Annotated in this window: 28 protein-coding genes and 1 tRNA gene; 22 read left to right on the top strand and 7 right to left on the bottom strand. The window is 57.2% G+C overall.

The window, feature by feature from the left end:
* Nucleotides 1–115: 115 nt before the first annotated feature.
* Nucleotides 116–1,345, top strand: a complete 1,230-nt coding sequence (gene hemA, locus PUV54_RS00270) for a 5-aminolevulinate synthase (protein ID WP_274493514.1) — start codon at nucleotides 116–118, stop codon at nucleotides 1,343–1,345.
* 21 nt (nucleotides 1,346–1,366) lie between these two features.
* On the opposite strand, the gene PUV54_RS00265 is transcribed toward hemA, so the two are convergent.
* Entirely contained in the window at nucleotides 1,367–1,669 is a 303-nt protein-coding gene (locus tag PUV54_RS00265) for a hypothetical protein (RefSeq protein WP_274493513.1), read from the bottom strand.
* Nucleotides 1,670–1,779: 110 nt separating this feature from the next.
* Nucleotides 1,780–3,594, bottom strand: coding sequence for a potassium/proton antiporter (locus tag PUV54_RS00260; RefSeq protein WP_274493512.1), 1,815 nt, complete (start codon nucleotides 3,592–3,594; stop codon nucleotides 1,780–1,782).
* A 204-nt stretch (nucleotides 3,595–3,798) separates the two neighbouring features.
* On the opposite strand from PUV54_RS00260, the gene mnmA reads away from it, so the two are divergent.
* From mnmA to PUV54_RS00235, 5 genes are all read left to right on the top strand, one after another.
* Nucleotides 3,799–4,971: a tRNA 2-thiouridine(34) synthase MnmA gene (mnmA, locus tag PUV54_RS00255; protein WP_420797885.1), complete on the top strand. Its 1,173-nt coding sequence runs from the start codon at nucleotides 3,799–3,801 to the stop codon at nucleotides 4,969–4,971.
* Nucleotides 4,968–5,408, top strand: coding sequence for a GNAT family N-acetyltransferase (locus tag PUV54_RS00250; RefSeq protein ID WP_274493510.1), 441 nt, complete (start codon nucleotides 4,968–4,970; stop codon nucleotides 5,406–5,408). The genes mnmA and PUV54_RS00250 overlap by 4 nt, the downstream gene beginning before the upstream one ends.
* A gap of 19 nt (nucleotides 5,409–5,427) precedes the next feature.
* Nucleotides 5,428–5,799 (top strand): YkgJ family cysteine cluster protein, encoded by a 372-nt coding sequence (locus PUV54_RS00245; RefSeq protein WP_274493509.1) that lies wholly within the window; start codon nucleotides 5,428–5,430, stop codon nucleotides 5,797–5,799.
* A gap of 6 nt (nucleotides 5,800–5,805) precedes the next feature.
* A complete protein-coding gene (locus PUV54_RS00240; protein ID WP_274493508.1) occupies nucleotides 5,806–6,921 on the top strand; it encodes an NAD(P)/FAD-dependent oxidoreductase in 1,116 nt (371 codons plus the stop codon).
* 74 nt (nucleotides 6,922–6,995) lie between these two features.
* Nucleotides 6,996–7,072, top strand: a tRNA-Met gene (locus PUV54_RS00235).
* Nucleotides 7,073–7,158: 86 nt separating this feature from the next.
* Here the strand turns inward: PUV54_RS00235 and PUV54_RS00230 are convergent.
* The 4 genes from PUV54_RS00230 to PUV54_RS00215 form a co-directional block, all read right to left on the bottom strand.
* On the bottom strand, nucleotides 7,159–8,199 hold the full coding sequence (locus tag PUV54_RS00230; protein WP_274493507.1) for a tyrosine-type recombinase/integrase: 1,041 nt from the start codon (nucleotides 8,197–8,199) through the stop codon (nucleotides 7,159–7,161).
* Nucleotides 8,171–8,392 (bottom strand): hypothetical protein, encoded by a 222-nt coding sequence (locus PUV54_RS00225; RefSeq protein ID WP_274493506.1) that lies wholly within the window; start codon nucleotides 8,390–8,392, stop codon nucleotides 8,171–8,173. Before PUV54_RS00225 ends, PUV54_RS00230 begins: the two co-directional genes overlap by 29 nt.
* Nucleotides 8,389–8,607 carry a hypothetical protein gene (locus tag PUV54_RS00220; RefSeq protein WP_274493505.1) on the bottom strand — a complete coding sequence of 73 codons (219 nt, stop codon included), beginning with the start codon at nucleotides 8,605–8,607 and terminating at the stop codon, nucleotides 8,389–8,391. Before PUV54_RS00220 ends, PUV54_RS00225 begins: the two co-directional genes overlap by 4 nt.
* A 184-nt stretch (nucleotides 8,608–8,791) precedes the next feature.
* The gene (locus PUV54_RS00215; RefSeq protein ID WP_274493504.1) at nucleotides 8,792–9,067 is read right to left on the bottom strand and encodes a helix-turn-helix domain-containing protein; all 276 of its coding nucleotides are present in this window, start codon (nucleotides 9,065–9,067) and stop codon (nucleotides 8,792–8,794) included.
* A gap of 246 nt (nucleotides 9,068–9,313) precedes the next feature.
* Here PUV54_RS00215 and PUV54_RS00210 point away from each other — a divergent pair, with 246 nt between their 5' ends.
* Entirely contained in the window at nucleotides 9,314–9,541 is a 228-nt protein-coding gene (locus tag PUV54_RS00210; protein ID WP_274493503.1) for a hypothetical protein, read from the top strand.
* On the opposite strand, the gene PUV54_RS00205 is transcribed toward PUV54_RS00210, so the two are convergent.
* Nucleotides 9,538–10,170: a hypothetical protein gene (locus tag PUV54_RS00205; RefSeq protein ID WP_274493502.1), complete on the bottom strand. Its 633-nt coding sequence runs from the start codon at nucleotides 10,168–10,170 to the stop codon at nucleotides 9,538–9,540. The two genes, PUV54_RS00210 and PUV54_RS00205, sit on opposite strands and share 4 nt — an antisense overlap.
* A 95-nt stretch (nucleotides 10,171–10,265) precedes the next feature.
* Here PUV54_RS00205 and PUV54_RS00200 point away from each other — a divergent pair, with 95 nt between their 5' ends.
* From PUV54_RS00200 to PUV54_RS00130, 15 genes are all read left to right on the top strand, one after another.
* Nucleotides 10,266–10,625 (top strand): hypothetical protein, encoded by a 360-nt coding sequence (locus PUV54_RS00200; protein ID WP_274493501.1) that lies wholly within the window; start codon nucleotides 10,266–10,268, stop codon nucleotides 10,623–10,625.
* Nucleotides 10,622–11,011, top strand: coding sequence for a hypothetical protein (locus PUV54_RS00195; RefSeq protein WP_274493500.1), 390 nt, complete (start codon nucleotides 10,622–10,624; stop codon nucleotides 11,009–11,011). Before PUV54_RS00200 ends, PUV54_RS00195 begins: the two co-directional genes overlap by 4 nt.
* Nucleotides 11,008–11,403: a hypothetical protein gene (locus PUV54_RS00190; RefSeq protein ID WP_274493499.1), complete on the top strand. Its 396-nt coding sequence runs from the start codon at nucleotides 11,008–11,010 to the stop codon at nucleotides 11,401–11,403. The genes PUV54_RS00195 and PUV54_RS00190 overlap by 4 nt, the downstream gene beginning before the upstream one ends.
* Nucleotides 11,400–11,750 carry a hypothetical protein gene (locus PUV54_RS00185; protein ID WP_274493498.1) on the top strand — a complete coding sequence of 117 codons (351 nt, stop codon included), beginning with the start codon at nucleotides 11,400–11,402 and terminating at the stop codon, nucleotides 11,748–11,750. Before PUV54_RS00190 ends, PUV54_RS00185 begins: the two co-directional genes overlap by 4 nt.
* Nucleotides 11,747–11,935, top strand: coding sequence for a hypothetical protein (locus PUV54_RS00180; RefSeq protein ID WP_274493497.1), 189 nt, complete (start codon nucleotides 11,747–11,749; stop codon nucleotides 11,933–11,935). Before PUV54_RS00185 ends, PUV54_RS00180 begins: the two co-directional genes overlap by 4 nt.
* Nucleotides 11,925–13,061 (top strand): helix-turn-helix domain-containing protein, encoded by a 1,137-nt coding sequence (locus PUV54_RS00175; RefSeq protein WP_274493496.1) that lies wholly within the window; start codon nucleotides 11,925–11,927, stop codon nucleotides 13,059–13,061. The genes PUV54_RS00180 and PUV54_RS00175 overlap by 11 nt, the downstream gene beginning before the upstream one ends.
* Nucleotides 13,061–13,663 (top strand): hypothetical protein, encoded by a 603-nt coding sequence (locus PUV54_RS00170; RefSeq protein ID WP_274493495.1) that lies wholly within the window; start codon nucleotides 13,061–13,063, stop codon nucleotides 13,661–13,663. Before PUV54_RS00175 ends, PUV54_RS00170 begins: the two co-directional genes overlap by 1 nt.
* Nucleotides 13,664–13,813: 150 nt before the next feature.
* Nucleotides 13,814–15,037 carry a hypothetical protein gene (locus PUV54_RS00165; protein WP_274493494.1) on the top strand — a complete coding sequence of 408 codons (1,224 nt, stop codon included), beginning with the start codon at nucleotides 13,814–13,816 and terminating at the stop codon, nucleotides 15,035–15,037.
* 11 nt (nucleotides 15,038–15,048) lie between these two features.
* Nucleotides 15,049–15,564: a hypothetical protein gene (locus PUV54_RS00160; protein WP_274493493.1), complete on the top strand. Its 516-nt coding sequence runs from the start codon at nucleotides 15,049–15,051 to the stop codon at nucleotides 15,562–15,564.
* A 112-nt stretch (nucleotides 15,565–15,676) separates the two neighbouring features.
* Entirely contained in the window at nucleotides 15,677–15,973 is a 297-nt protein-coding gene (locus PUV54_RS00155) for a phage fiber-tail adaptor protein (protein ID WP_274493492.1), read from the top strand.
* A 47-nt stretch (nucleotides 15,974–16,020) separates the two neighbouring features.
* Entirely contained in the window at nucleotides 16,021–16,440 is a 420-nt protein-coding gene (locus tag PUV54_RS00150) for a hypothetical protein (protein ID WP_274493491.1), read from the top strand.
* Between the two features lie 65 nt (nucleotides 16,441–16,505).
* Nucleotides 16,506–17,054 (top strand): phage terminase small subunit P27 family, encoded by a 549-nt coding sequence (locus PUV54_RS00145; protein ID WP_274493490.1) that lies wholly within the window; start codon nucleotides 16,506–16,508, stop codon nucleotides 17,052–17,054.
* A 16-nt stretch (nucleotides 17,055–17,070) separates the two neighbouring features.
* The gene (locus PUV54_RS00140; protein WP_274493489.1) at nucleotides 17,071–18,792 is read left to right on the top strand and encodes a terminase large subunit; all 1,722 of its coding nucleotides are present in this window, start codon (nucleotides 17,071–17,073) and stop codon (nucleotides 18,790–18,792) included.
* A complete protein-coding gene (locus tag PUV54_RS00135; RefSeq protein ID WP_274493488.1) occupies nucleotides 18,792–20,114 on the top strand; it encodes a phage portal protein in 1,323 nt (440 codons plus the stop codon). The genes PUV54_RS00140 and PUV54_RS00135 overlap by 1 nt, the downstream gene beginning before the upstream one ends.
* Nucleotides 20,115–20,129: 15 nt before the next feature.
* Nucleotides 20,130–20,744, top strand: coding sequence for an HK97 family phage prohead protease (locus PUV54_RS00130; RefSeq protein ID WP_274493487.1), 615 nt, complete (start codon nucleotides 20,130–20,132; stop codon nucleotides 20,742–20,744).
* Nucleotides 20,745–20,753: the final 9 nt, after the last annotated feature.

The following is a 20,753-nucleotide window of genomic DNA, read 5'->3' as shown; positions in this document are numbered from 1 at the left end:
AGCATCTGCGGCGTTCAGTCCGCCGCATTCTTTCCATAAAGGCTGGTGTTTTTCGGCGCGTCTTGATTATGTTCGTCTAAGACCGAACGGGGGCGCGCAGCGCAAGTCATAGCCGATGGTAGATTACAACAAAGCATTCAGCGCGGCTGTCGACGCGGTACGCGCGGAAGGCCGCTACCGGGTCTTCGCTGATCTTGAGCGCATGCGGGGTCGTTTCCCGACAGCGCTCTATCACGGCGGCCATAATGAAAGCGGCGTTGAACCGCGCGAGATCACCGTCTGGTGCTCCAACGACTATCTGGGCATGGGCCAGCATCCTGCCGTGGTTGAGGCTATGCAAAACGCGGTCGACCGGGTCGGTTGCGGCGCTGGCGGCACTCGCAATATCGCAGGCACAACCCACTATCATGTGCGTCTTGAAAGCGCGCTGGCGGATCTGCATGGCAAGGAAGCAGCGCTGTTGTTTACGTCAGGCTACGTCTCGAACGAGGCGACGCTCTCAACCATTTCGCGCATCCTGCCTGATTGTGTGATTATTTCCGATGAACTTAATCACGCTTCGATGATTGAGGGCATTCGCGGCGGCCGTTCGATCAAACGCATCTGGCGCCACAATGATCTTGAACATCTTGAAGAGCTGCTTTCGGAATTGCCGCTTGAACGCCCGAAAGTCATCGCGTTTGAATCCGTTTATTCCATGGACGGTGATATCGCGCCGTTGAAAGAAATTTGCGATCTCGCAGAAAAGTACAATGCCTTCACTTATCTGGACGAAGTGCATGCAGTTGGTCTTTATGGCCCACGCGGCGGCGGCGTTTCTGAACGTGACGGCATCGCACACCGTATCGACATCATCGAAGGCACGCTCGGCAAGGCGTTTGGCGTTATGGGCGGATATATCACCGCAAGCGCCGCTATCGTCGATGCGATACGCTCTTACGCATCCGGTTTTATTTTCACGACAGCATTGTCGCCTGTGCTGGTGGCTGGCGCGCTGGCGAGCGTCGAGACATTAAAAGAATCGAACCATCTGCGTGAAAAACATCAGGAACGCGCGGCGCGGTTGAAAACATTGCTCGCCGAAGAAGGGTTGCCGGTTATGCCATCGGTGAGCCACATCGTGCCGATCAAGGTTGGCGATCCGGTGCAGTGCAAGCGCGTCACCGATTATCTGCTCGAAGAACACAACATTTACGTCCAGCCAATTAATTATCCGACCGTTCCGAAGGGGACCGAACGCTTGCGCCTGACGCCGACGCCGCTCCATACGGACGATCACATGGGCGAGCTGTTGAAGGCTCTTGATGACGCCTGGACGGTGCTGAAACTGAAACGCGCCGCTTAAGCTTGCACTCTGCCGCACTATTCACGCGTCAATATCCGTCGGCGTTGTCAGTTCCTTTCGTTTGTTGGAGCTTCGAGTGGCCGTTTCCAGTGCAATTCTCTGTAGTTCAAGCTCTGCACGGGCGGCATTTTCAGACATTTGAAAAACACTCGCGGCTGACCAAAATGAGAATGCGGCGGCAATAATGAGCGTTGGCGTTTTCCATGATTGCATGTGAAAAGCCAGCGTCAGGCTAACCCATGCCGCTGTAAAGGCGACCACAAAAGATTCAACGCCCACAAGAAACGCCGTCGCGGCGGAGGCCCAAACAGATTTACTTTGCATATTCAGTGTTCCCCTAGCGAAGGTTCTAAAATGGCGGCGCAACACGATCTTTCAATAGGGGTGTATGCAGGATCGTCATTTTTTCCTGAAGGCGCACGCTCTCTTAATTTTCAGGAAGACTGCTTTTGGCGCAGTTTATATCGTACAGCCCGAAGCTTGTTACGAATATACGCTGCGGCTCGTTCGGAAAATTTCTCACGAACGCGTTTGACGGGATCGATAATCAATCCGGCCTTTTCTACCCCGCCATGCTCATCCAACCTTGTGACGATAAGATCCATGTGGAGAAAGGTCAGGCGGTCTCCAAGGTCTGCCTCGCCGCCAAATGCCTTTTCAAACAATTCTGCGACGCTTGCATCTGTTTCATCGGCAATTTGATCAAGACCGTAAAAAGACCGCAGGTCGGAAATTTTGGCGTTGCCATCAATAAAGAAGTCACTCAGTCGGCGCATGTCTTCCGTATCTGCGGCGCGCGCGTAAATCGTATCTAGTATGTCCGCCTGACCGGCTGTGGCAAAGAGATAAACCCTGTCATCGGCTACAAGGCGGCCGGCTTTATGCACTGAGAGCGCGCGGTCGTCCCGAATAATAATGGAAGGTCGCGCCCAGCGCGGTACGCGTTGACCCTTGGCTATCGCGCTTTCAGGGTGAATACGATAGCCGATCAACTCAAGTTCCGCCTTTCCGGGCAGTTCCAGTTCCAGCCTATCGACCAGGCCAGGCTCATGAGGCGCGTTCATATTTAATAGACGTGCAGAGATGCCGATGGTCCATCCTTGAACAAGGAGCGACGCGATGACCATCATAAACACGATATTGAAAAAAATGTTGTCGCCAGTAACGCCGCCAAGGCCGGGCAAAATCGCCAGCAAAATAGAAACGGCCCCACGCAGGCCCACCCATCCGACAAACAGAATTTCACGCCATTTGAATTTGAACGGCGCGAGACACAGCCAAACAGCGATGGGTCGCGCCAAGAAGATAAGGACAAAAGCCAATGCGACCGCCGGCAGCATGACGCTGCCGAATTCGGATGGTGTGGCGAGCAGGCCGAGCGTCAGGAACATACCGATCTGCGCCAGCCAGGTCATGCCGATCTGGAACCGTTTTAACCGGTGAGAAAACGCAATTTTTCGATTGCCGGCTATAAGGCCTGCTACATAAGCGGCGAGAAAACCGCTGCCGCCAACAAGCCCGGTGATTGAAAACACCACTAGCGCCGCCGCCAAGCCTGCAATCGGGTAAAGGCCTGCATCTATGCCTCTCAGCCTGTTCAGCAGTGTTGCGATAGCGACGCCGCCAATAACGCCCAGAATTACGCCGAGACCTATTTGAGCAACGAATGTCGCGAAAAAAGAAAGACTAAAAGCAGCAGAGCCATCGCCGCGTGCGGCGGCGAGTTCGACGAGGCTGGCCGTAAGAAATATCGCCATCGGATCGTTCGCGCCGGATTCGATCTCAAGGGTGGATTTCACTCGATCGCGCAAGTTGAGACCGCCAACCCGCAACAAAAAGAAAACCGCAGCAGCGTCTGTGGACGCTACAATGGACCCGAGCATCAGGCTTTCGATCCAGGGCAAATTAAAAAGAAAATGCGCCGCCGTACCGACGCCGCCAGCCGTTAGGATGACCCCGAGCGTTGCGAGACCAAGCGCCGGGGCGGCAGCCTGGCGGTAACTCTTGAACGGTGTGTGAAAACCACTGTCAAAAAGGATGATCGCAAGCGCCAATGAGCCGACGAAGTAGGCTGATGCATCGCTGTCGAATTCAATCCCAAGCAGGCCGTCTTCGCCAGCCAAAAGCCCAATCGCCAGGAAAACCAGGAGCAATGGCGCGCCAATACGTTGCGACACCAGGCTGGTTAAAACGCTCAACACCACCAGACTTGCTCCTATGAGGATGGTGGCGTTTATGGCGTCCAGCACTAATGGGTTCTCCTGGTAAAATTGGTTGTTTGTCTCTTTTGAATTCGCGCGACTCCAGCCGTTTGAAAGCGGGACTCGCGTTGGAATATAATTGATGCTGCTACACTTAGAGGATCGAGCGCCGTTAATTAAGAGCCGTCGCACAACTTCGTTCAACAATCCGGGCTGGCGTTGGGACGGCCAAATCCCTATGTTCCGCACGAAATGAGTGTTTTGACCGACATATCCGCTATCGACGCGCCGATAATCGACCTTGGCGTGCCCAAGGGCGCGCGCGTCATCGTGGCGATGTCGGGCGGCGTTGATTCATCGGTGACAGCGGCGCTCTGCAAGCTTTCCGGATACGATGTCGTCGGCGTGACCTTGCAGCTTTATGATCATGGCGTCGCCATCCAGAAAAAAGGGGCCTGCTGCGCGGGGCAGGATATTCAGGATGCGCGGCGTGTTTCCGAAGCCATGGGCTTTCCACATTACGTCCTCGATTATGAAAGCCGTTTCGGCGAAGCGGTGATGGAGGACTTCGCTGATACCTATCTTGCCGGCGCGACGCCGATACCATGCGTGCGCTGTAATGAACGGGTGAAGTTCAAAGATCTGCTTGAGACCGCCCGCGACCTTGGCGGCGCTGCAATGGCGACGGGCCACTACATCCGCCGCGTTGTGGGGCCGAATGGGCCGGAGTTGCGAAGGGCCGCAGACGCTTCGAAAGACCAAAGCTATTTTCTGTTCTCGACCACGAAAGACCAGCTCGACTATTTGCGCTTTCCGTTGGGAGAGATGCCAAAAGCCGAAGTGCGCCGTATTGCTGGCGAATTGGGCCTTGTTGTCGCCGACAAACCGGACAGCCAGGACATCTGTTTCGTACCGGAAGGCAAATACGCATCCGTCGTTGAGCGTCTCCGTCCGGGCGCGGCCGAACCCGGTGAGATTGTGCATGTGGATGGCGCAGTGATGGGCCGTCATCCGGGCGTTATTCATTACACGGTCGGTCAACGCCGTGGTCTTGGCGTGGCAACTGGCGACCCGCTCTATGTCGTCAGGCTCGATGCTGAAAATCGGCGTGTCATCGTTGGTCCGCGAGAGGCGTTGCTGGTCTCGCGCATGCATCTGAAAGATGTCACGTGGCTGGGCGATGGCGAGGGTGCGGACGCCGCACGCGCCGGAACCGGCGTAGCAGTGAAAGTGCGCTCAACGCGTCCGCCAGCGCCAGCCTCACTCTTGTGGGATGAGACGAGCCCGACGGGTTGGGCGGTGGAACTGGCCGAACCGGAGGAGGGCGTGGCGCCGGGGCAGGCCTGTGTTTTCTATTCAAACGACGCCGCCAATGATCGTGTTCTTGGCGGCGGCTGGATTGCTGGGACGCGGACTGCCGCATGACACGCATCAGACCCCTGGAAGCGGGAGATGAACCGCGCTGGCGCGAGTTATGGCGCGGCTATCTTGAGTTTTATGAGGTTGAAAGCCTGCCTGAAGCGGTAACGAAAGCGACATTTGATCGGCTTTTAAATGACGACAGGCTGTTCGCCTTTGTTGCGGAGAAAGACGGCGATGTCATCGGTTTCGTTCATTGCGTTATCCATCCCGTCACATGGTCATTGAAATCGGCTTGCTATCTTGAAGATCTGTTTGTCGATCGGAAAACGCGTGGAAGCGGCGCCGGACGCGCGCTGATTGAAAAGGTCTATGACGAGGCACAAAAAAAGGATTGCGATCGCGTCTACTGGCTGACGCAGGAAGGCAATGCGACCGCGCGAAAGTTATATGACAAGGTTGCATCCCTAAGCGGATTCGTTCACTACCGCGTTTCAGTATAGCTGTTATGCGGGAAGCTTGATGGCCAAAAAGAAGTTATATGATTGCCTGGAATGTTCAGCCTATTGCTGTTCTTACACGCACATTCCGACAACGAAGACGGACGTAAAGCGTCTTGCGAAATATTTTGAATTAACGCCTGAGCAGGCGGAAAAGAAATATACCAAAAAAGGCGACAAGGAAAATCCGCGCGTTTTACGTCATACAGATGACGAGCATTTTATCACGTCGTGCATGTTCCTGGACAAGGAAACCCGTAACTGCACGATTTATGAAGCGCGCCCGAAAATATGCCGTGAATTTCCAACGCAAAAGCGTTGCGGTTATTATGAGTTCCTGATTTGGGAACGCGAAGTTCAGGACGATCCGGAATGGGTGGCGACCACCGACTGACCCGAAATGACTGAGCGTGTCGACGCCGTCGTCATCGGTGCCGGCGTAATCGGTCTCGCGGTTGCGCGCGCACTTGGCAAGCAAGGCCGGGAGGTCATTGTCCTTGAAAAGAACGGCGCGTTTGGCGAGGAAACTTCCGCCCGGAATTCAGAAGTCATACATGCCGGCATCCAGTACAAGCCGGATGGCGTGCGCGCATCGCTGGCCGTTAGAGGGCGCGATGCGCTTTACCGGTTCTGCGCCGATCATAATGTGAATCATTCGCGCTGCGGCAAGCTGTTGGTTGCCATCGGCGAAAAAGAGGTTGCCGATCTGGAAGCGCTCAAAGCCAATGCGGAAAGAAACGGCGTCGATGATCTTAAGATCATCGATGGTGAAACTGCCAGGAAACTGGAGCCTGGCTTGTTCTGCGATGCGGCGATTTTATCGCCGTCTTCCGGCATCGTTGACAGTCATGGACTTATGCTGGCGTTGCTGGGCGAAGTGGAAAACGCGGGCGGTGTCCTGGCGCTTTCATCTCCGGTGGTTTCCGGCAGCATAAAGAGTGATGCTATTACGTTAAATATCGGCGGCGCCGACCCGATGACGCTTGAAGCGAAGACCGTGGTGAATTGCGCCGGGCTCTGGTCTGATCGTGTCGCGCGGTCGATTAATGGGTTGGTGCCGGAAACCATTCCTACACTGAATTATGGAAAAGGTCAGTATTTTACCTATTCCGGCGCGGCGCCGTTCAAGCGATTGATCTATCCGCTGCCCTCGGCGGACAGTCAGGGCGTGCATTATACGCGCGATCTTGGCGGGCAAGGCAAGCTGGGCCCCGATATTACTTTCATTGATACGAATACGGATTATTCCGTGGATGCTTCGCGGCGGGATGCGTTCGCCGCTGCGGCGCGGCGTTTCTGGCCGGACCTTGATGCGGAAAAGCTGCAGCCCGGCTATGCGGGTATTCGTCCGAAATTAAAGGGACCGGGCGAAGAGGGGGATTTTCTATTCTCCGATGCCCGCGCGCATGGCGTTTCAGGCTATCTCGGCCTTTACGGCATTGAATCGCCGGGACTTACTACTTGTCTCGCCGTGGCTGAACATGCGGCTTTGTTGACCGGTCAATCCAGTCGTTAAGCCCTTGCGGGCGCGAGCCGGCGCGGCTATAGACCGCCCTCCGGCGCGGGCGAAAATCCGCGCCGGACCCTTTTGGCGGGGTAGCTCAGTTGGTGAGAGCGCAGGATTCATAACCCTGAGGTCGCGAGTTCAAGTCTCGCCCCCGCTACCAAGCAAAATCAATGGGTTAGGCGCTGTTTTTGGTCGTTTCGGCTAGGCGGTTTTGCAAAGTTTTGCAGCCGGTTTTGCAAAATCTGTTCAATTTCCGTTCTTTTTGGCGCTCGCCGTTGCGGCGAATTTTGCGATGCGGCCGGCGAAAATGGCTTCATCGTCCACATAGTGCCGGCGGATGAAGCGCACGGTGTCGATAGACCATCCAAGAGCGTCGGCGACCTCTTCATCGGTGGCGCCCTTGCGCATCAGAAAACAAGCGTAGGTGGCGCGCAAATCGTGCATGGTATGATCTAGGCCGGCGTCATGCAGCGCCTTGTTTACAATCTTGCCCAGTGCATCAGCGGACGGCCACGGTCGCCCGTCGGCGTTTGTCAGGATCGTCAAGACGTCATCGGGGCGAGGCATGTCGTCAAGGCACTGTCTCAACTCTGGCGTCATGGGCGGCGTCGCCCGGATCTTTGACTTGTCGCGGCGCTTGTCGATGCGGTCGTGTTTCACATGCGCCCATGTCACGCTTGCGGCGTCGGTGCGGGAAAAACCGGACCGTGCGCACAATAAAATCGCATACGCGGCCTCTGGCGGCGTTGTCGCCGCCGTCAACACGGTTTCAAGCGCGGCTTCGGTCAACGGCGCCGGCGCGGGCGCTCGGTGGTAGCGGTTGTTAATGGCGAGCGCCGGGTTTCTGGCGATCAAGCCGTCCGCTTCGGCAAAGCTTAACAGGCGCGACAGCGAGCCCAGCATCTTGTCGGCCTGGCGGTCAAGATCAAATCCGTCATGCCATTTGCGGATGTCCCGGCGGATGCGGGGATCGTCAAACGCGGCCACGGGCGCGCCGCCGAATTCCCGCAATATGTGCGGAAAGGCGCGCTCATGATCTTTTTTTGTGGCTTTCGCCAGCGCTTTAAATTCCCTCGATGCGCGAAAGGCGAGAATGAGACCGGCGATCGTGTCGGCTTCGGGCAGGGCCTTGCGGGCCGCATGGGCGTCGGCGAATTGCTTCAAAAATTCCGCGCTGCCATAGGGCGCCGTGAGGCGCGGGCCGCCGCGCCAGGCGTAATAATATGTCCGCCCCTTGGCGCGGGACACGGCCAAGCCTTTAAGCGCAATTTTTCTTCCATTGGTCATAAACATCAGCCGGGGCCGGTCGCCCTCCGTCATCAATCGGCAAGCCTGCCTTTTCCTTAACCGCTCGGTCAAGCGCCGCGCGGGAATAAAACCGCCGGCGCCCGAGAATGATAGGCGGCGTCAGCGTGTCCGGATTCGCGCCAGAGAGATATTCACGGGCGCCGTCATGGGTGAAAAGGATCGGATCGCTCATGGTCTCACCGCCTTTCCGAATTGCGACGCGACGCGATGTTCGATCGCCTTGCGTTTCAGCCAGTCATTCAGCCGCGCATCCGAAATCGCTTTGCGGTGATCGCGGACGCAATTATGACAGGCAAGTATTTGTTTCCGCCCGTCATCAGTATCAAGACGAAAGATTTTCCAGCCATAGGCGCGCGATAGAAAATCAAGGGCCGCGCGTTCATTCATGGCGCCTTTTGTGAATTGCTCCGATGACTGACAATATGATTTGTATTGACAAAGCGCCACATACAAATCGTCGTCGGCATGATATTGCAGTAACGGTTTCATAAAGCGGCCAGTTGCACGCCGGCGAAGAAAAAGACGCCGATCCACAAGACGGCGGCGATTATGTTTGCAAGGCTCGTGCGTTTCATGACGGCGATCCGCATACGGTCAATTCAGCGCGCATGGCGGCTGATTTTTGGCCGCCGGCGCTTCCCCCTTGTTTCTGTCGGTCATAAGCGGGATGAAATTCGACGCCGATTTTCTCGGCGCGTTTGATCACTGTTGAGCGCGAAACGCCAAACCGATCGCCAAGGCTCTGCGCCGACATGCCTTGGGCGGCGCCGAGGCGCATCAGGTCATCGCGCGTTTTTTGCGGTTCAAATTCACCGCTCCAAAATTCTTCACCGAGTTTTGAAGGCATTGTTTTTTGCTCCTCATTTTTATCGAACGCCGGCGGGATAAGGGGGGTGCAATCCCGCCGGCTTCGCTGCCTTTTGGACCGCCCGCCGCACGTGCAAAGGGTGTGGATGCGTGGCGGGCTGTTGCAGTCTGTTGCATAAATCGCAACAAATGTGAAGCGTTCGTGTTGCGAAAAATGTTCCACGTGGAACATTTCGCGGTCGCGTTTCACCGTTAAAATGCATCAACGTGAAGCTATGGGGTCGGCATGATCGGCGACATTTTCATCCTTTTAGCGCTGATCGCCGGGGGCGTCGGGCTTTATCTTTCGGTGCGGCGCGAGATCCGCGACGACCGCCGGCGGCGGGAAAGCGCGCGCCCTCAACACGGGGTGGAGGGCGGCGGATGCGTCGCCGGATTGCTGGCGGTGATTGCGGGTGCGCTGGTTTTGATCGCCCTGGCGGCGCTGTTATGGCCGGTTTTTTGGCTGGTCTAGTCGCGGGGCAAGATCATCAACGGGCGAAAGGCGGCGCGCTTCAGGGTGAATATCTCAAGCGGCGTATAGGTGCGCGCCTTATAAAGACTGATTGTTGTTTCTATCAGCTCGCCGAAGGCGATTTCCGCCGGGCCGAAATCGGGTGCGTCGGTTTCAACAAACATGACGTCGTCGCCGGGTCGGGGCGGTCGATGCGGGTTGATCCAGGCGATTTCGCCAGGTTTAAAACGCGGCGCCATGGCGGGATCGGACACGATAACGCCGTAAAGGCCGCGCACGCTGGCGTGACTGGCCGGTTTCGGCGCCCGTTCGGCCGGCGGGCTTTCGAGATCTATGCACCAGCGTCCGCCCGGCGCCGATTGCATCACATAAATAAACCCGATGTCAGATGGCGCGGCGGCCAACGGCGCTGGTTTGTCCATATTGAGTTGCTGACCGATGGGCGAGCCGTTTCTGCGCATGCCTAAATATTCCTCGATCGCCGACACTTCATAGTCTTTCAGTGGACGATCGCCTTTGAGGATGCGTGTCACAACGGATCGATTGCGCCCGAGCGCGTCGGCAAGACCCATTTGAGTTTTTCCAGGTTGCGCGAGACCGCGCCTTATCCAGCCAACGTCAGATCGCATAATGCCATGCCTACGGCGCGCCGCGAAATGGCTAGAGCGCGAATATTGCAACGGGCGTGTTGCGTTATGTTGCAAATCACTCAACATGTTGCGGCATGACCGAAACAAGCGCGCATCTTTGCGATCCGGCGGCGACAATCATTCAGCTTTTGGGCGGGGATGCGCAAACGGCGCGCATCTGCGGCGTTTATCGTTCTCAGCCAGGACGTTGGAAGCGACCGCGCGGCGTGCGCAATGGCGGCGGCGGGGTGATCCCGCAGCGTCACCATCCATTGATCCTGCAATATGCCCGCGCCCATGAAATCCCCATTTCGCCAAGTGATCTGGTGGAATTGTCCTCGAATGTTGCGAAATATGCAACAGATCACGCGCAAACAGGGAAATCGGGATTAGCCAATCAACCGCAGGGCGAGCCCGTTTCACGTGAAAACCAGCAAAATTGCGAGCAAATATGAACAAAAAGCCGTTTGACGTGGGCGCAGCCGGGCCTGAAATCTATAATCCGCATGACTTGCCGGCGGGCCTCAATGGCCTATCGGCCAAACGCCAAGCGGCGGCGACGGTGATCGCCTATGCGGAAATCGAACGGGCGCGGCGGCTGGTCGAAAACGCCGATCGATTTGAAGCGCCGCCGGCGCTGATTTCCGGCGGCAAATCCTATCATCCGAATGTTCTAGGGTTTAGCGAAGCGGACATTTTAAACACCGCCCGCAAAGCCATGGAGAGCGTGCTTGCCGAACGCATCCGGCCGTTGCGCAGCCTATTAACCGGGCCGGCGTTCGAGATCGCGCCGGCGGATCTCGACAAGATGATCAATGAGATTTTGGGCGGTGACGCATGAGCAGCGCGGAAGATCTCGCCGAAAAAATCAACGCCGCACGACGCGCGCGTGGTTTGGGCGCGATCGATGCGCGCGCCGGGCGCGATGGCGAGATTGTTTCGCGCGCCAGCCGGTCGGCGCACAAGCGACCAGCCATAACGCCGGTTAAACGGCGGTCGCCGGCGCCGGAATATCGCGGCCTGAAATTAGAGATTTTAAAGTTTTTGGCGCGCGGTGCGCAACCGGCGCCGCAAATTTCCGCCGCACTGAATGTTGAAAAGTGTTACACAAACCAGTGCCTTTCGCAGTTGTTAAAGGATGAAAAGGTAACATTTACGATAGAGCGTCGTGACGTTTCGAAATCGCCGCGAAGCGTCCGCATGCAGTCTGTCCGGGTTTGGCGGATCGCATGACGCGCTATGAACACAGAGCCGCGCGGCGTCAGGATCTTGAACATCGCAAAGGCGATGTGAAGGAAAAAGCGCGTTATAGCGACGTCGTGCCGGCGCTCAATCTTTCCTTTGATATGGGTGATGAATGCCCTTTCTGCCACGGCCTGACGCTTATGCCGTGTGCGGATGGAAAGTGGTTTTTCTGCGATGCCTGTAAGCGAAAGGGCGACATGATTGATCTTGTCTGTGAGGCCGAGCGGTGCGCGATGCCGCGCGCGGTGCAATTCATGGAAACGATCATCACGTCGCGGCGAGACGCGAGAACACGCGATCTTTTCGGTCAAAACGGAAAGGAGGGCGGCGCATGAAAATGCTGTTGATCTTTGTGCAAATCATTTGCGCGTTGTTCGCGGCGGCGGCGCTGTTGTGTTTCCTGATGTTGTTTTGGATTGGCGACATTGTTGGCGCGGCGCCGCCGATCATTTCTTTTTTCGGGTTTTGCACGGCCGCCGCAATGGCGCGGAAACGGGAGTTAGAGCGTCATGAGCATTGAAGCGCTGGGGCCGTTGATGACAAGCGCGCTTTTTGCGGGAAAGCCCAGGGGCGACGTGTTGCGGGCGCTGGCGAATGCGGCGGATCCCGAGACGTTCGAGTGCTTCCCGTCTTATGAATATATCGCGTTTATATCGGGGCGCGCGCGCTCAACGGCGGCGGATGCATTAAAAGCGCTAATCCTGGTTAATTTTGTTGAAAAGATTGAGGGCACGAAAGGCGGGCGCCGGCGGCCTAACCGCTATCGCGTCAATATCGAATTGATTTCTTTATGCAAGGACCATGTGCGGGAGGCCAAGCGCGACGCCGTGCGCGAGGGTTGCGATCCGATGGAATCGATGATCATGGCGCGCGATTTCATTGAGCGGGTGATTGATCGCGCCGTGTCAGCGACGGCATGGGTTAAGCGGCGAAAAATGGATCGGGATTTAGAAGAAAACGCCATACGCTCGATCCAAAACGCCATGATCGCGAAGATCCAAAACCGTCCGGGGTGCGGACGGTTTGAAGGCGAAAACCGTCCGGCTGGGGGGCAAAACCGTCCAGGCGGGGATATGGAAACCGTCCGGGGGGCGGACCCTAAACGTAAGATAAACATTTATTCTGAAACGCGCGTGCGAGGCGCCGCCGCCCCTGATGGGGCGACGCCTCGCACCGCCGGGAGCCGAGCCGACAGATCCGGACCCGATCGAGGGAAAGCGGGCAAGGATGGACCGCAGGCTCTGGAAGCGGACACGATACGGCGCAGGACGCGTGACGTGATCGTGAACTGGATTGTGCGCGGTGAGATCGACCGGCTTGACGCCCTCATTCTCAAACCCATGTTCGAAGAGCTGAAAGACTTTCGCGTGCCGGGGTGTTCTCTCGATGGTCAGACAGCGGATGATTTCATTTCCGCCTTGCCGTTCACCCATCGCAACGGCTTTGCGCGTGCTGTCGACTGGCTGAGGCGGTACATCGACGGTGAGGATCACACAAAACCGAACGAAGGCTTCTGGCCGCTATTGCGCGATCTGCAGCGCACCCCGGTCTATGGCGCGCGCGATGAGCGCATCGAACGCTTGCAATCAAAAGTCAAAGCCGAACGCGATAAGCGCGATCGTCAACAACAAGAGGACGCCGCTTAATGTACAAACGCGCCAATCGTTACACCGCCGCCGACACGCTTGCGCCTTGCGATGTTTGGGCGACGCCGCAGTGGCATTTGATCAGGGTGCAGATCGATAAGGTGTTCACGGTCGCGGCGATTTTACAAAAATGCGGATTGAAAGCGTGGGCGCCCTTGCAAACGGGCTGGATCAAGATCGGGCCGAACCGTATGCGGGTGCGCCATCGCCCGGTCGATCATCCGGCGTTTTTCAATTATCTGTTTGTCGGCATTTCCGATCCATCGCATTGGCGGGCGCTTTTTCAGACGAATTACGTGCGCGCCATGGTCGCGATCGAGACCGCCGACGGGCCGCGCCCGTTTGCGGTTGCGCCGCATGTGGTCAACGGGGCGATGGCGCGGCAGCGAAAAGGAAATTTCAGGCCGGAACAATTGCGCCGCCGATTGCCGGCTTTCGGCGAAGGCGACATGGTGAGGACCATAGAAACGGAAAATCCCTGGTCGGGTCAGGTTTTGCGGGTTCAAGCCATTGAGGAGTCCAAGGCTCGCGTTTTGGGTGAGTTGTTGGGAAAAGAAATAGAATTTGAAATAAGCCTTGACGCGCTTTGTAAAGCGGCATAGCACGCTTGCCCTAACAGCGAGGCCGATCCGAGTTTACCCGTCGCCGTGTTGCTTTGTGGCGATATGAGAGGATGATAAACCGGGCCAGACTGGGTTGCGAGAGAGCCGACCGGGTTTCAAGGCTTTATCGTTAACCGCGATTGGCGAACTATGTTCGCCGCTTCCCTGAAATCAGCAAGTGAGAGCATGGCCGCTTATTCTGCGGTCGCGTCGTCTGGCGTTTCGCCGGAAGTGAACGCGGCGATGCAACGCGCAATCAACATCAATGAAATCATGGCGGCGAGCGCCGGCGACAGCGCCGGGGTTTCAGCCGTGATGAATGCGGCGGCGGCCATGGGCATCGACGCCGGCGACCAGGCGTCACGTGATGCGATCATGAACGCGATCGCGCTTATGGCTGTTGATGTTGCCGCAAGCACGCAAAGCGCGGCCAACCGTGATGCGGCGGGCGATGTCGGCGCGCTGTTGGGGCTGCAATCGCAGCGCTCGGCGATCGCCCTGGCGGCGGCCAGTTTGGGTTTTGACGCAAGCATCACCGGCGGCAATAGCGCGGCGTTTATCGCCGACGCCTTACTGGCGGCGGTCTCCGGTTTTGAAGGCGATTTTGAGGCGAGCGGCGTTGTCGCCGCATCGGCGGCGCTTTCGGCGGTGATGGATGTTTCATCGACGCGGAATGCGCAGCTAAACGCCGCCGCATCGATGTTGATGCAGGCGGGCGCCGACGTCACGCCGGCGGCGTTGAGAAACGCAGCGGCGAGCATTCAGGCGACGGCTGCGATCACGGCGGCGTTTATCGAAGGCGGCATCGTGAATGTTTCTGGCGCCTTTCCCGTCAACGCCGGCGCAACGGGCGCGAATATCGTCACATTCAATGGCGCGGCGGATCTGGCGAGCCTTGCCGGACTCAACGGCGCGAGACAGGTCGATTTTACCGGCCAGGCGGCGTTCGATGCGATCGCGGCACAGGCCGGGCAGTCAGGCGTTGTTTTTGATGTTTCGGTTTCGCTTGATCTGGATGCGGACTATTCAGCCGCGCAATCGAACGCGATCGGCGTTTCTGGCGATCTTGCCGCAGCGCTTGGATTGACGGCCGCCAATCAGGCGCAGTTTCAGGCATTCGCAACACTCGGCGCTGCGGCTTCGCAAAGCGCAAACGCAACGGCGATCATGAACGCCCTGGCGACAATCGCGGCGGCCATGGACACGCAAGGCAACGCCGGGCGCGTCATGGAAGGCGCGGCGAGCCTTGGCGCGGGTCTGGCGGCGGCGGCGAGTGCGATCGCGACGCAAGTCCCGCTGACGCCAAACAGTACACGGACAATCACCGTCGAAGCCGGCGGGCGCACCTTAACAGTCAGAATCGATCAGCAATGAAAGGCGAGACCATGAATAAGCATCAAATCGCGATGGCTGCGGCGGCATGCACGCGCTATGACATCGTTTGCGTTGACAAGGACGGCAACGAAAAATGGCGTGACGTCGCCGACAACCTTGTCGTGACGACGGGCCTTAACGATTTGCTCGACAAGTATTTCAAAGGGTCGGCCTATACGGCGGCGCATTATATCGGCTTGACCGACGATAGCCCGACGATTGCCGCAGGCGACACTATGGCGAGCCATGCCGGCTGGGCGGAAGCGACGGGATATGATGAAGCCGCAAGGCAGGATTTCACGCCCGGCACGGTCGCGGCCGGATCGGTTGATAACTCAGGCAACGTCGCATCGTTTTCGATTAACGCATCTGACACGATCGGCGGTTTGTTCCTGGCGACCAACGCCACAAAAGGCGGCACGTCGGGCATTTTGTACGGCGTTGCGGCCTTTACCGGCGGCGACAAGGCCGTCGATGACGGCGACACGTTGAACGTGACAGCAACGGCGACCGCAGCGGCGGCATAACAAACGGTTGCGCTGCCGGCCGCTTATCCCTCCGGATCTGGCGCGCTCGGCCGCCGGCGTTTGTTTTGGCTGGTTTGCAGACGCCGGCGGCTAATCACGAAAGGCTTTGACGATGACAGCGCAATTCTTGCTCAAGCGCGCCGATGAAAGTCTCGATTATCCTTTCGATTGGTCGCAAGTCCTGCAGGACAGTGAGACAATCGAGGCGGTCGAAACCACGATCGAGCCGGTTGAGGCGGGCGGCCTGGTCGTGACGAGCGGCGGGGATGAAGTGACGCAAGACAATGCGCAGATTGTGCAGCCGTTTCTGTCAGGCGGCATCAAGGGCCGGCGGTATGTCGTGCGGAACAAGATCACAACCAACTATTCGCGGATCGACATACAGCAACGCACGATCATCATCGGCTGATCATGGCGATGATGCCGCCGACATTTCGCAGTCAGGCGCAACAGCGCATGTCGAGTTTAGCAAAGCGTGAAGCGCAAGAGCGTCACGACGCCGAACGCGGCTCGGCACATGAGCGCGGTTATGATGCGCGATGGGCGAAAGCATCGAAAGAGCACGGGCAACGCGAGCCGCTTTGTCAGTATTCCAAGCTTGACGGCGTTGTCGCTGCGCGAGAGTTGACCGATCACCTGTATCCGCACTGCGGCAATCGCGAATTGTTCTGGATGCGTGACTATTGGGTGTCGTCAACAAAGGCGATGCATGATGGTTTCAAAGCGCGGATCGAGAGCGACGGCATTGAAGCGATCGACCAGCTTGCAATCAGGCTAGGCAAGCAGCCTTTGCGCGAGGTTCGGCCAGAATTGGCCGACCATGTCGCGCGTCACCTTTCAGCGCGCGCACGCCGGGGGGGCGGGTCGGATCTCTAAAACGAACGAAGCGATTTTTTTTGCGCGCAAGTTTTCGAGAATTTTTTTTTGATGAGGCAATGACCATGGCGAAGCGCGGACCAACGCCGCAGCCAGCGGCGATAAAAGAGGCCAAGGGAACATCGCGGCGGCCGATCGGGAAAGATCCGATTGCAGCCGTCGCCGACCAAAAAGCCAAAGTGACGAAACCGTCCTGGATGGCGAAAAAGAAAGGCGGCGAGATTTGGGATCGCCTGGCGCCGAAGCTGATCAGGTTGAAACTGTTGAGCGACGCCGACGTCGATACGTTTGCGCGCTATTGCCGCAACTATCAGCGATGGCTGGACGTCAACAAATTTCTTGATGACAACGGCACGCACTATGAAACGGAAACCGGCTATGACCGGATCCGATCGGCGATGATGATTTCGCTCAGGCTTGAGCCGGTTCTGGAAAGAACCGAGGATCGTTTCGGTCTTAATCCGGCTGAGCGTCAACGGATTTTTGCGGCGCGTGCGGCCCAAGGCGTGCCGGGCGATTTGTTCGGCGCCGCCGGCGATGGCGCAAAACCGCCAACGCAAGACAAGAAACCGGAGGCCGGCGAACGCTCGCCGACCGTCGGATTTTTGAACTAGAAAACAGCGTCGCGCGATGGCGGTTGCGGCGGACATGGCGACGCCGGAAAGGCCGCCGGGCGTTCATGCCGCTGCGGTCTATGATCACGATGGCGGCCGCTGGATCGACGGGGCCTATTGGTTCGACGAAAAAGCAGCCGATCGGGTCGTCGATTTTTTCGCGAACAAACTCAAACTGACGACCGGCCGATGGGCCGGCAAGCCTTTCATCCTTGAGCCGTGGCAGGCTAACGACATCATCCGGCCGATGTATGGCTGGAAGCGTGAGGACGGGACGCGCCGTTATCGCCGGGTTTTCGTTTGGGTGCCGCGCAAGAACGGCAAGACGGAACTCGCCGCCGGCGTCGCGCTGGTCGCGCTGTTGGGTGATGGCGAGATCGGCGGCCAGGTCTATTCGATCGCGTCAAATAAAGATCAAGCCGAACTGGTTTTCAATCAGGCGACCATGATGATCGCGCACTCGCCTGAATTGCAGGATGCGCTAGAGCCATACAAGGCGTCGATCTATTGCCCGGAACTGTTAGCGAGCTTCAAGCCTCTTTCCGGAAAGGCCAGCGGCAAGCACGGCTTTAACATGTCCGGGCTGATCGGCGACGAGATTCACGAATGGAAGGACGGCGAGCTTTATCTATTCGTGCACGATAGCGCGGATGCTCGCGATCAACCGATCGAGTTTCTGATTTCGACAGCCGGCAAGCGCGGCACATACGGCCAGGAAGTTTTCGACGAATGCGAGGCGATCGCCAAGGGTGAAATCGAAGACCCTGAAACGCTGGTCGTGATCTATGCAGCCGAACCTGAAGACGATTGGCAGGCCGAAGAAACCTGGCGGAAGGCAAACCCAAATTTAGGCGTATCGAAAAAACTGGAAGCCATGCGCGCCAACGCCAAACGCGCCGCTCGGCTTCCCCGCCTCGAAAACCATTTCAAGAATTATCACTTGAACCTTTGGACCGATCAGGCGGTCTTATGGTTGCCGATCGACAGTGTTGATGACGCCGGCAATCGCTATGGGTGGGACCATTGTAAAGGACCGATCGACTGGCGTGCGATTGAAGCGGGGCTGGTCGGGAAAACCTGTTATGGCGGTCTCGATATTTCATCGACGGCGGACCTTTCGGCGCTGATCTGGTGGTTTCCTAAGCAAGAAATGCTTGAAACGCCAGTGATGATTGCCCGGTTTTGGAAGCCGGAATTACTGGTCGAGGAACACACAAAGCGCGACCGGATCGATTATGCGGGTCACGTTGAAAACGGCGCTTTGCTGACAACGCCCGGCAACGTCATCGACTATGCGTTCTTGCGGCGTCAGGTCATCGAGGACGCGACAAAGTTTAAAGTAGCGCATACGAACAATCTCAATCGTAAACCGCATGAGGGCGGCCTTGCGATTGACCGATGGAACGCGACGGAAACGGCGGTCAAGTTGCAGCAAGAGGGGATCCCCGTCGCTTTTTATGGTCAGGGATATGCGTCGATGTCGGCGCCCGCGAAAGAACTTGAACGCCTGGTCATGTCAAACGGCTTTCATCATGGCGGGCAACCGCTTTTGCGCGAACATGCGAAAGCCGTCGCAATCGAACAGGACGCAGCGGAAAACATCAAACCGTCGAAAGACAAATCGACAAAGCGCATTGACGGCATCGCCGCCGCGTGCGGCGCCATCGGCATTTCAGCGCGGATCGAAACGGTGACGACGTCGCCGTGGAACGATGAAGATTTTAGGATCGCAGTTTAATGAAAATCGGACCTTTGGAAATCAGGGCGCGCAGCGTTGCGGAAACGCGGAGCATCGAAAATCCCGCGACGCCGCTGACGACAAATGAAATCCTGAAAACGATTATGGACGCTTACACCACGCCAGCGGGTGAAAACGTCACGGTTGAAAAGGCGATGCGCAATCCGGCGTTTGCAGCGGGTTGTAATTTCTACGCGCAAACCATCGCAAAACTGCCGCTGGATCTGATGCAACGCGATAATGACGGCAACACGCGAAAGCCGCGATCGCCGTTGCACAAACTGGTTCATGATCAGATCAATGATGACTGGTCGTCTTATGACTGGCGTGAATATGGCGTCAATTGCCTGATGAAGCGCCGCCGCTGGCTGACCTATATCGAACGCGACGCCAACGATCGGCCGATCAATCTTTATCCCATGGATCCGACAAAAGTCGAGGTCAAGCTAAAAGGGTTCGCCAAAGAATATCGGTATAAGATCGACGACAACCGCACGCGGGTTTACCAGGCGCGCGACGTTCTCGACATTTACTGGCACTTGCAAGAGGACATGATTTCGACGGTCACGCCTTATGACATCTTGCGCAACACGATCGGGCTGGCGATCGCGGTTGAAAATTATGGGGCGGGTTATTTTAAAAACGGCGGCATGCCGCCGATGGCGTTGTTTGGTGATTTCGATACGGGAAAGGCCGTGACGCGGGCGTCGGAAGATGTTGAACGCGCGATGAAGCAAGCGCAGGAAAAGGGGCGCAACGTCCTGCCATTGCCGAATAATCACAAACTGGAAAAGCTGGCGTTTGAACCCGAAAAGGGACAAATGATCGACGTGCAGCGTTTCATCATCGAACAGATGGCGCGCGGGTTTAATTTGCCGCCGGTTTTTCTGCAGGATTTAACGCACGGCACATTTTCGAACACCGAACAGCAAGACTTGCATTTAGTCAAACATTCATTGAGCGGATTAATTCGCAAGATCGAAGCCGAAATCAATCTCAAATTTTTCAAGCGCGGCGATAATAAACGCTTTATCGAATTTAACATGGACGGGCTTTTACGCGGTGATTTGAAAAACCGCATGGAGGCTTACGCGAAAGCGATCCAGAACAGCATTTCAACGCCGGCGGAGATCCGCCGTCGCGAAAACATGCCGTTTATCGAAGGCAGCGACAGGCTGTTCATTCAGGGCGCGACCGTGCCGCTTGATCAGGCGGGCGCGCAAAACGCGCCAGGCACGCCGCCGGCGGCGAATGATGATGAGCCGGCCGATGATGACGGCGGCGAGGGCGACGATAGCGCCGGCGACAACGCCGACGAATAGACAAAGGCGAAAATCATGAAGCGAGAAGACTTAGAGATCCGCGTCGCAAGCGCGGTGAATATGGAACGCCGCGCCGATGGCGCCATCGGCGTAACGGGCTATGCGGCCGTGTTTGGCGAGATCGCCGATATTGGCGGCATGTTTCGCGAGACGATCCGCGCCGGCGCATTCCGCAATGTGCTAAATGACGATGTGCGGTTGTTGCTGGAACATCGCGACTTGCCGCTGGCGCGCACCGCATCGGGAACCCTGAAACTTGTCGAAGACCGCAAGGGCTTGCGCATCGATGCGGACCTTGACGCAGAGGATCCGGACGTCAAGCGCATCGTGCCGAAAATGAAACGCGGCGATCTCAATCAGATGTCGATCGGGTTTTCCATGCGTGGCGGCGTGCAGGAATGGGACGACAGCGACGAAGAAAACCCGCTGCGCACGATCGTCGAAGTCGGCGAATTGCTGGACGCATCGATCGTCACCTTTCCGGCGTTTCCGTCAACCGAAATCGCTTTGCGCTCGCTACAGCAAGAGCGCGCCAGTGTTTCCAGCAACATCATGCGAACGATGGATATGGATTTGGATCTCAGGATCCGAAAAGCGAGGCGGCGAAATCCCGCAGCATCGCAAGCCTAAACGCGCCAT

It is taken from the genome of Hyphococcus flavus, assembly GCF_028748065.1.
Lineage (GTDB): Bacteria > Pseudomonadota > Alphaproteobacteria > Caulobacterales > Parvularculaceae > Hyphococcus > Hyphococcus flavus.
The sequence above is the reverse complement of the archived record's forward strand: the minus strand, read 5'-3'. Positions and strand labels throughout refer to the sequence as shown.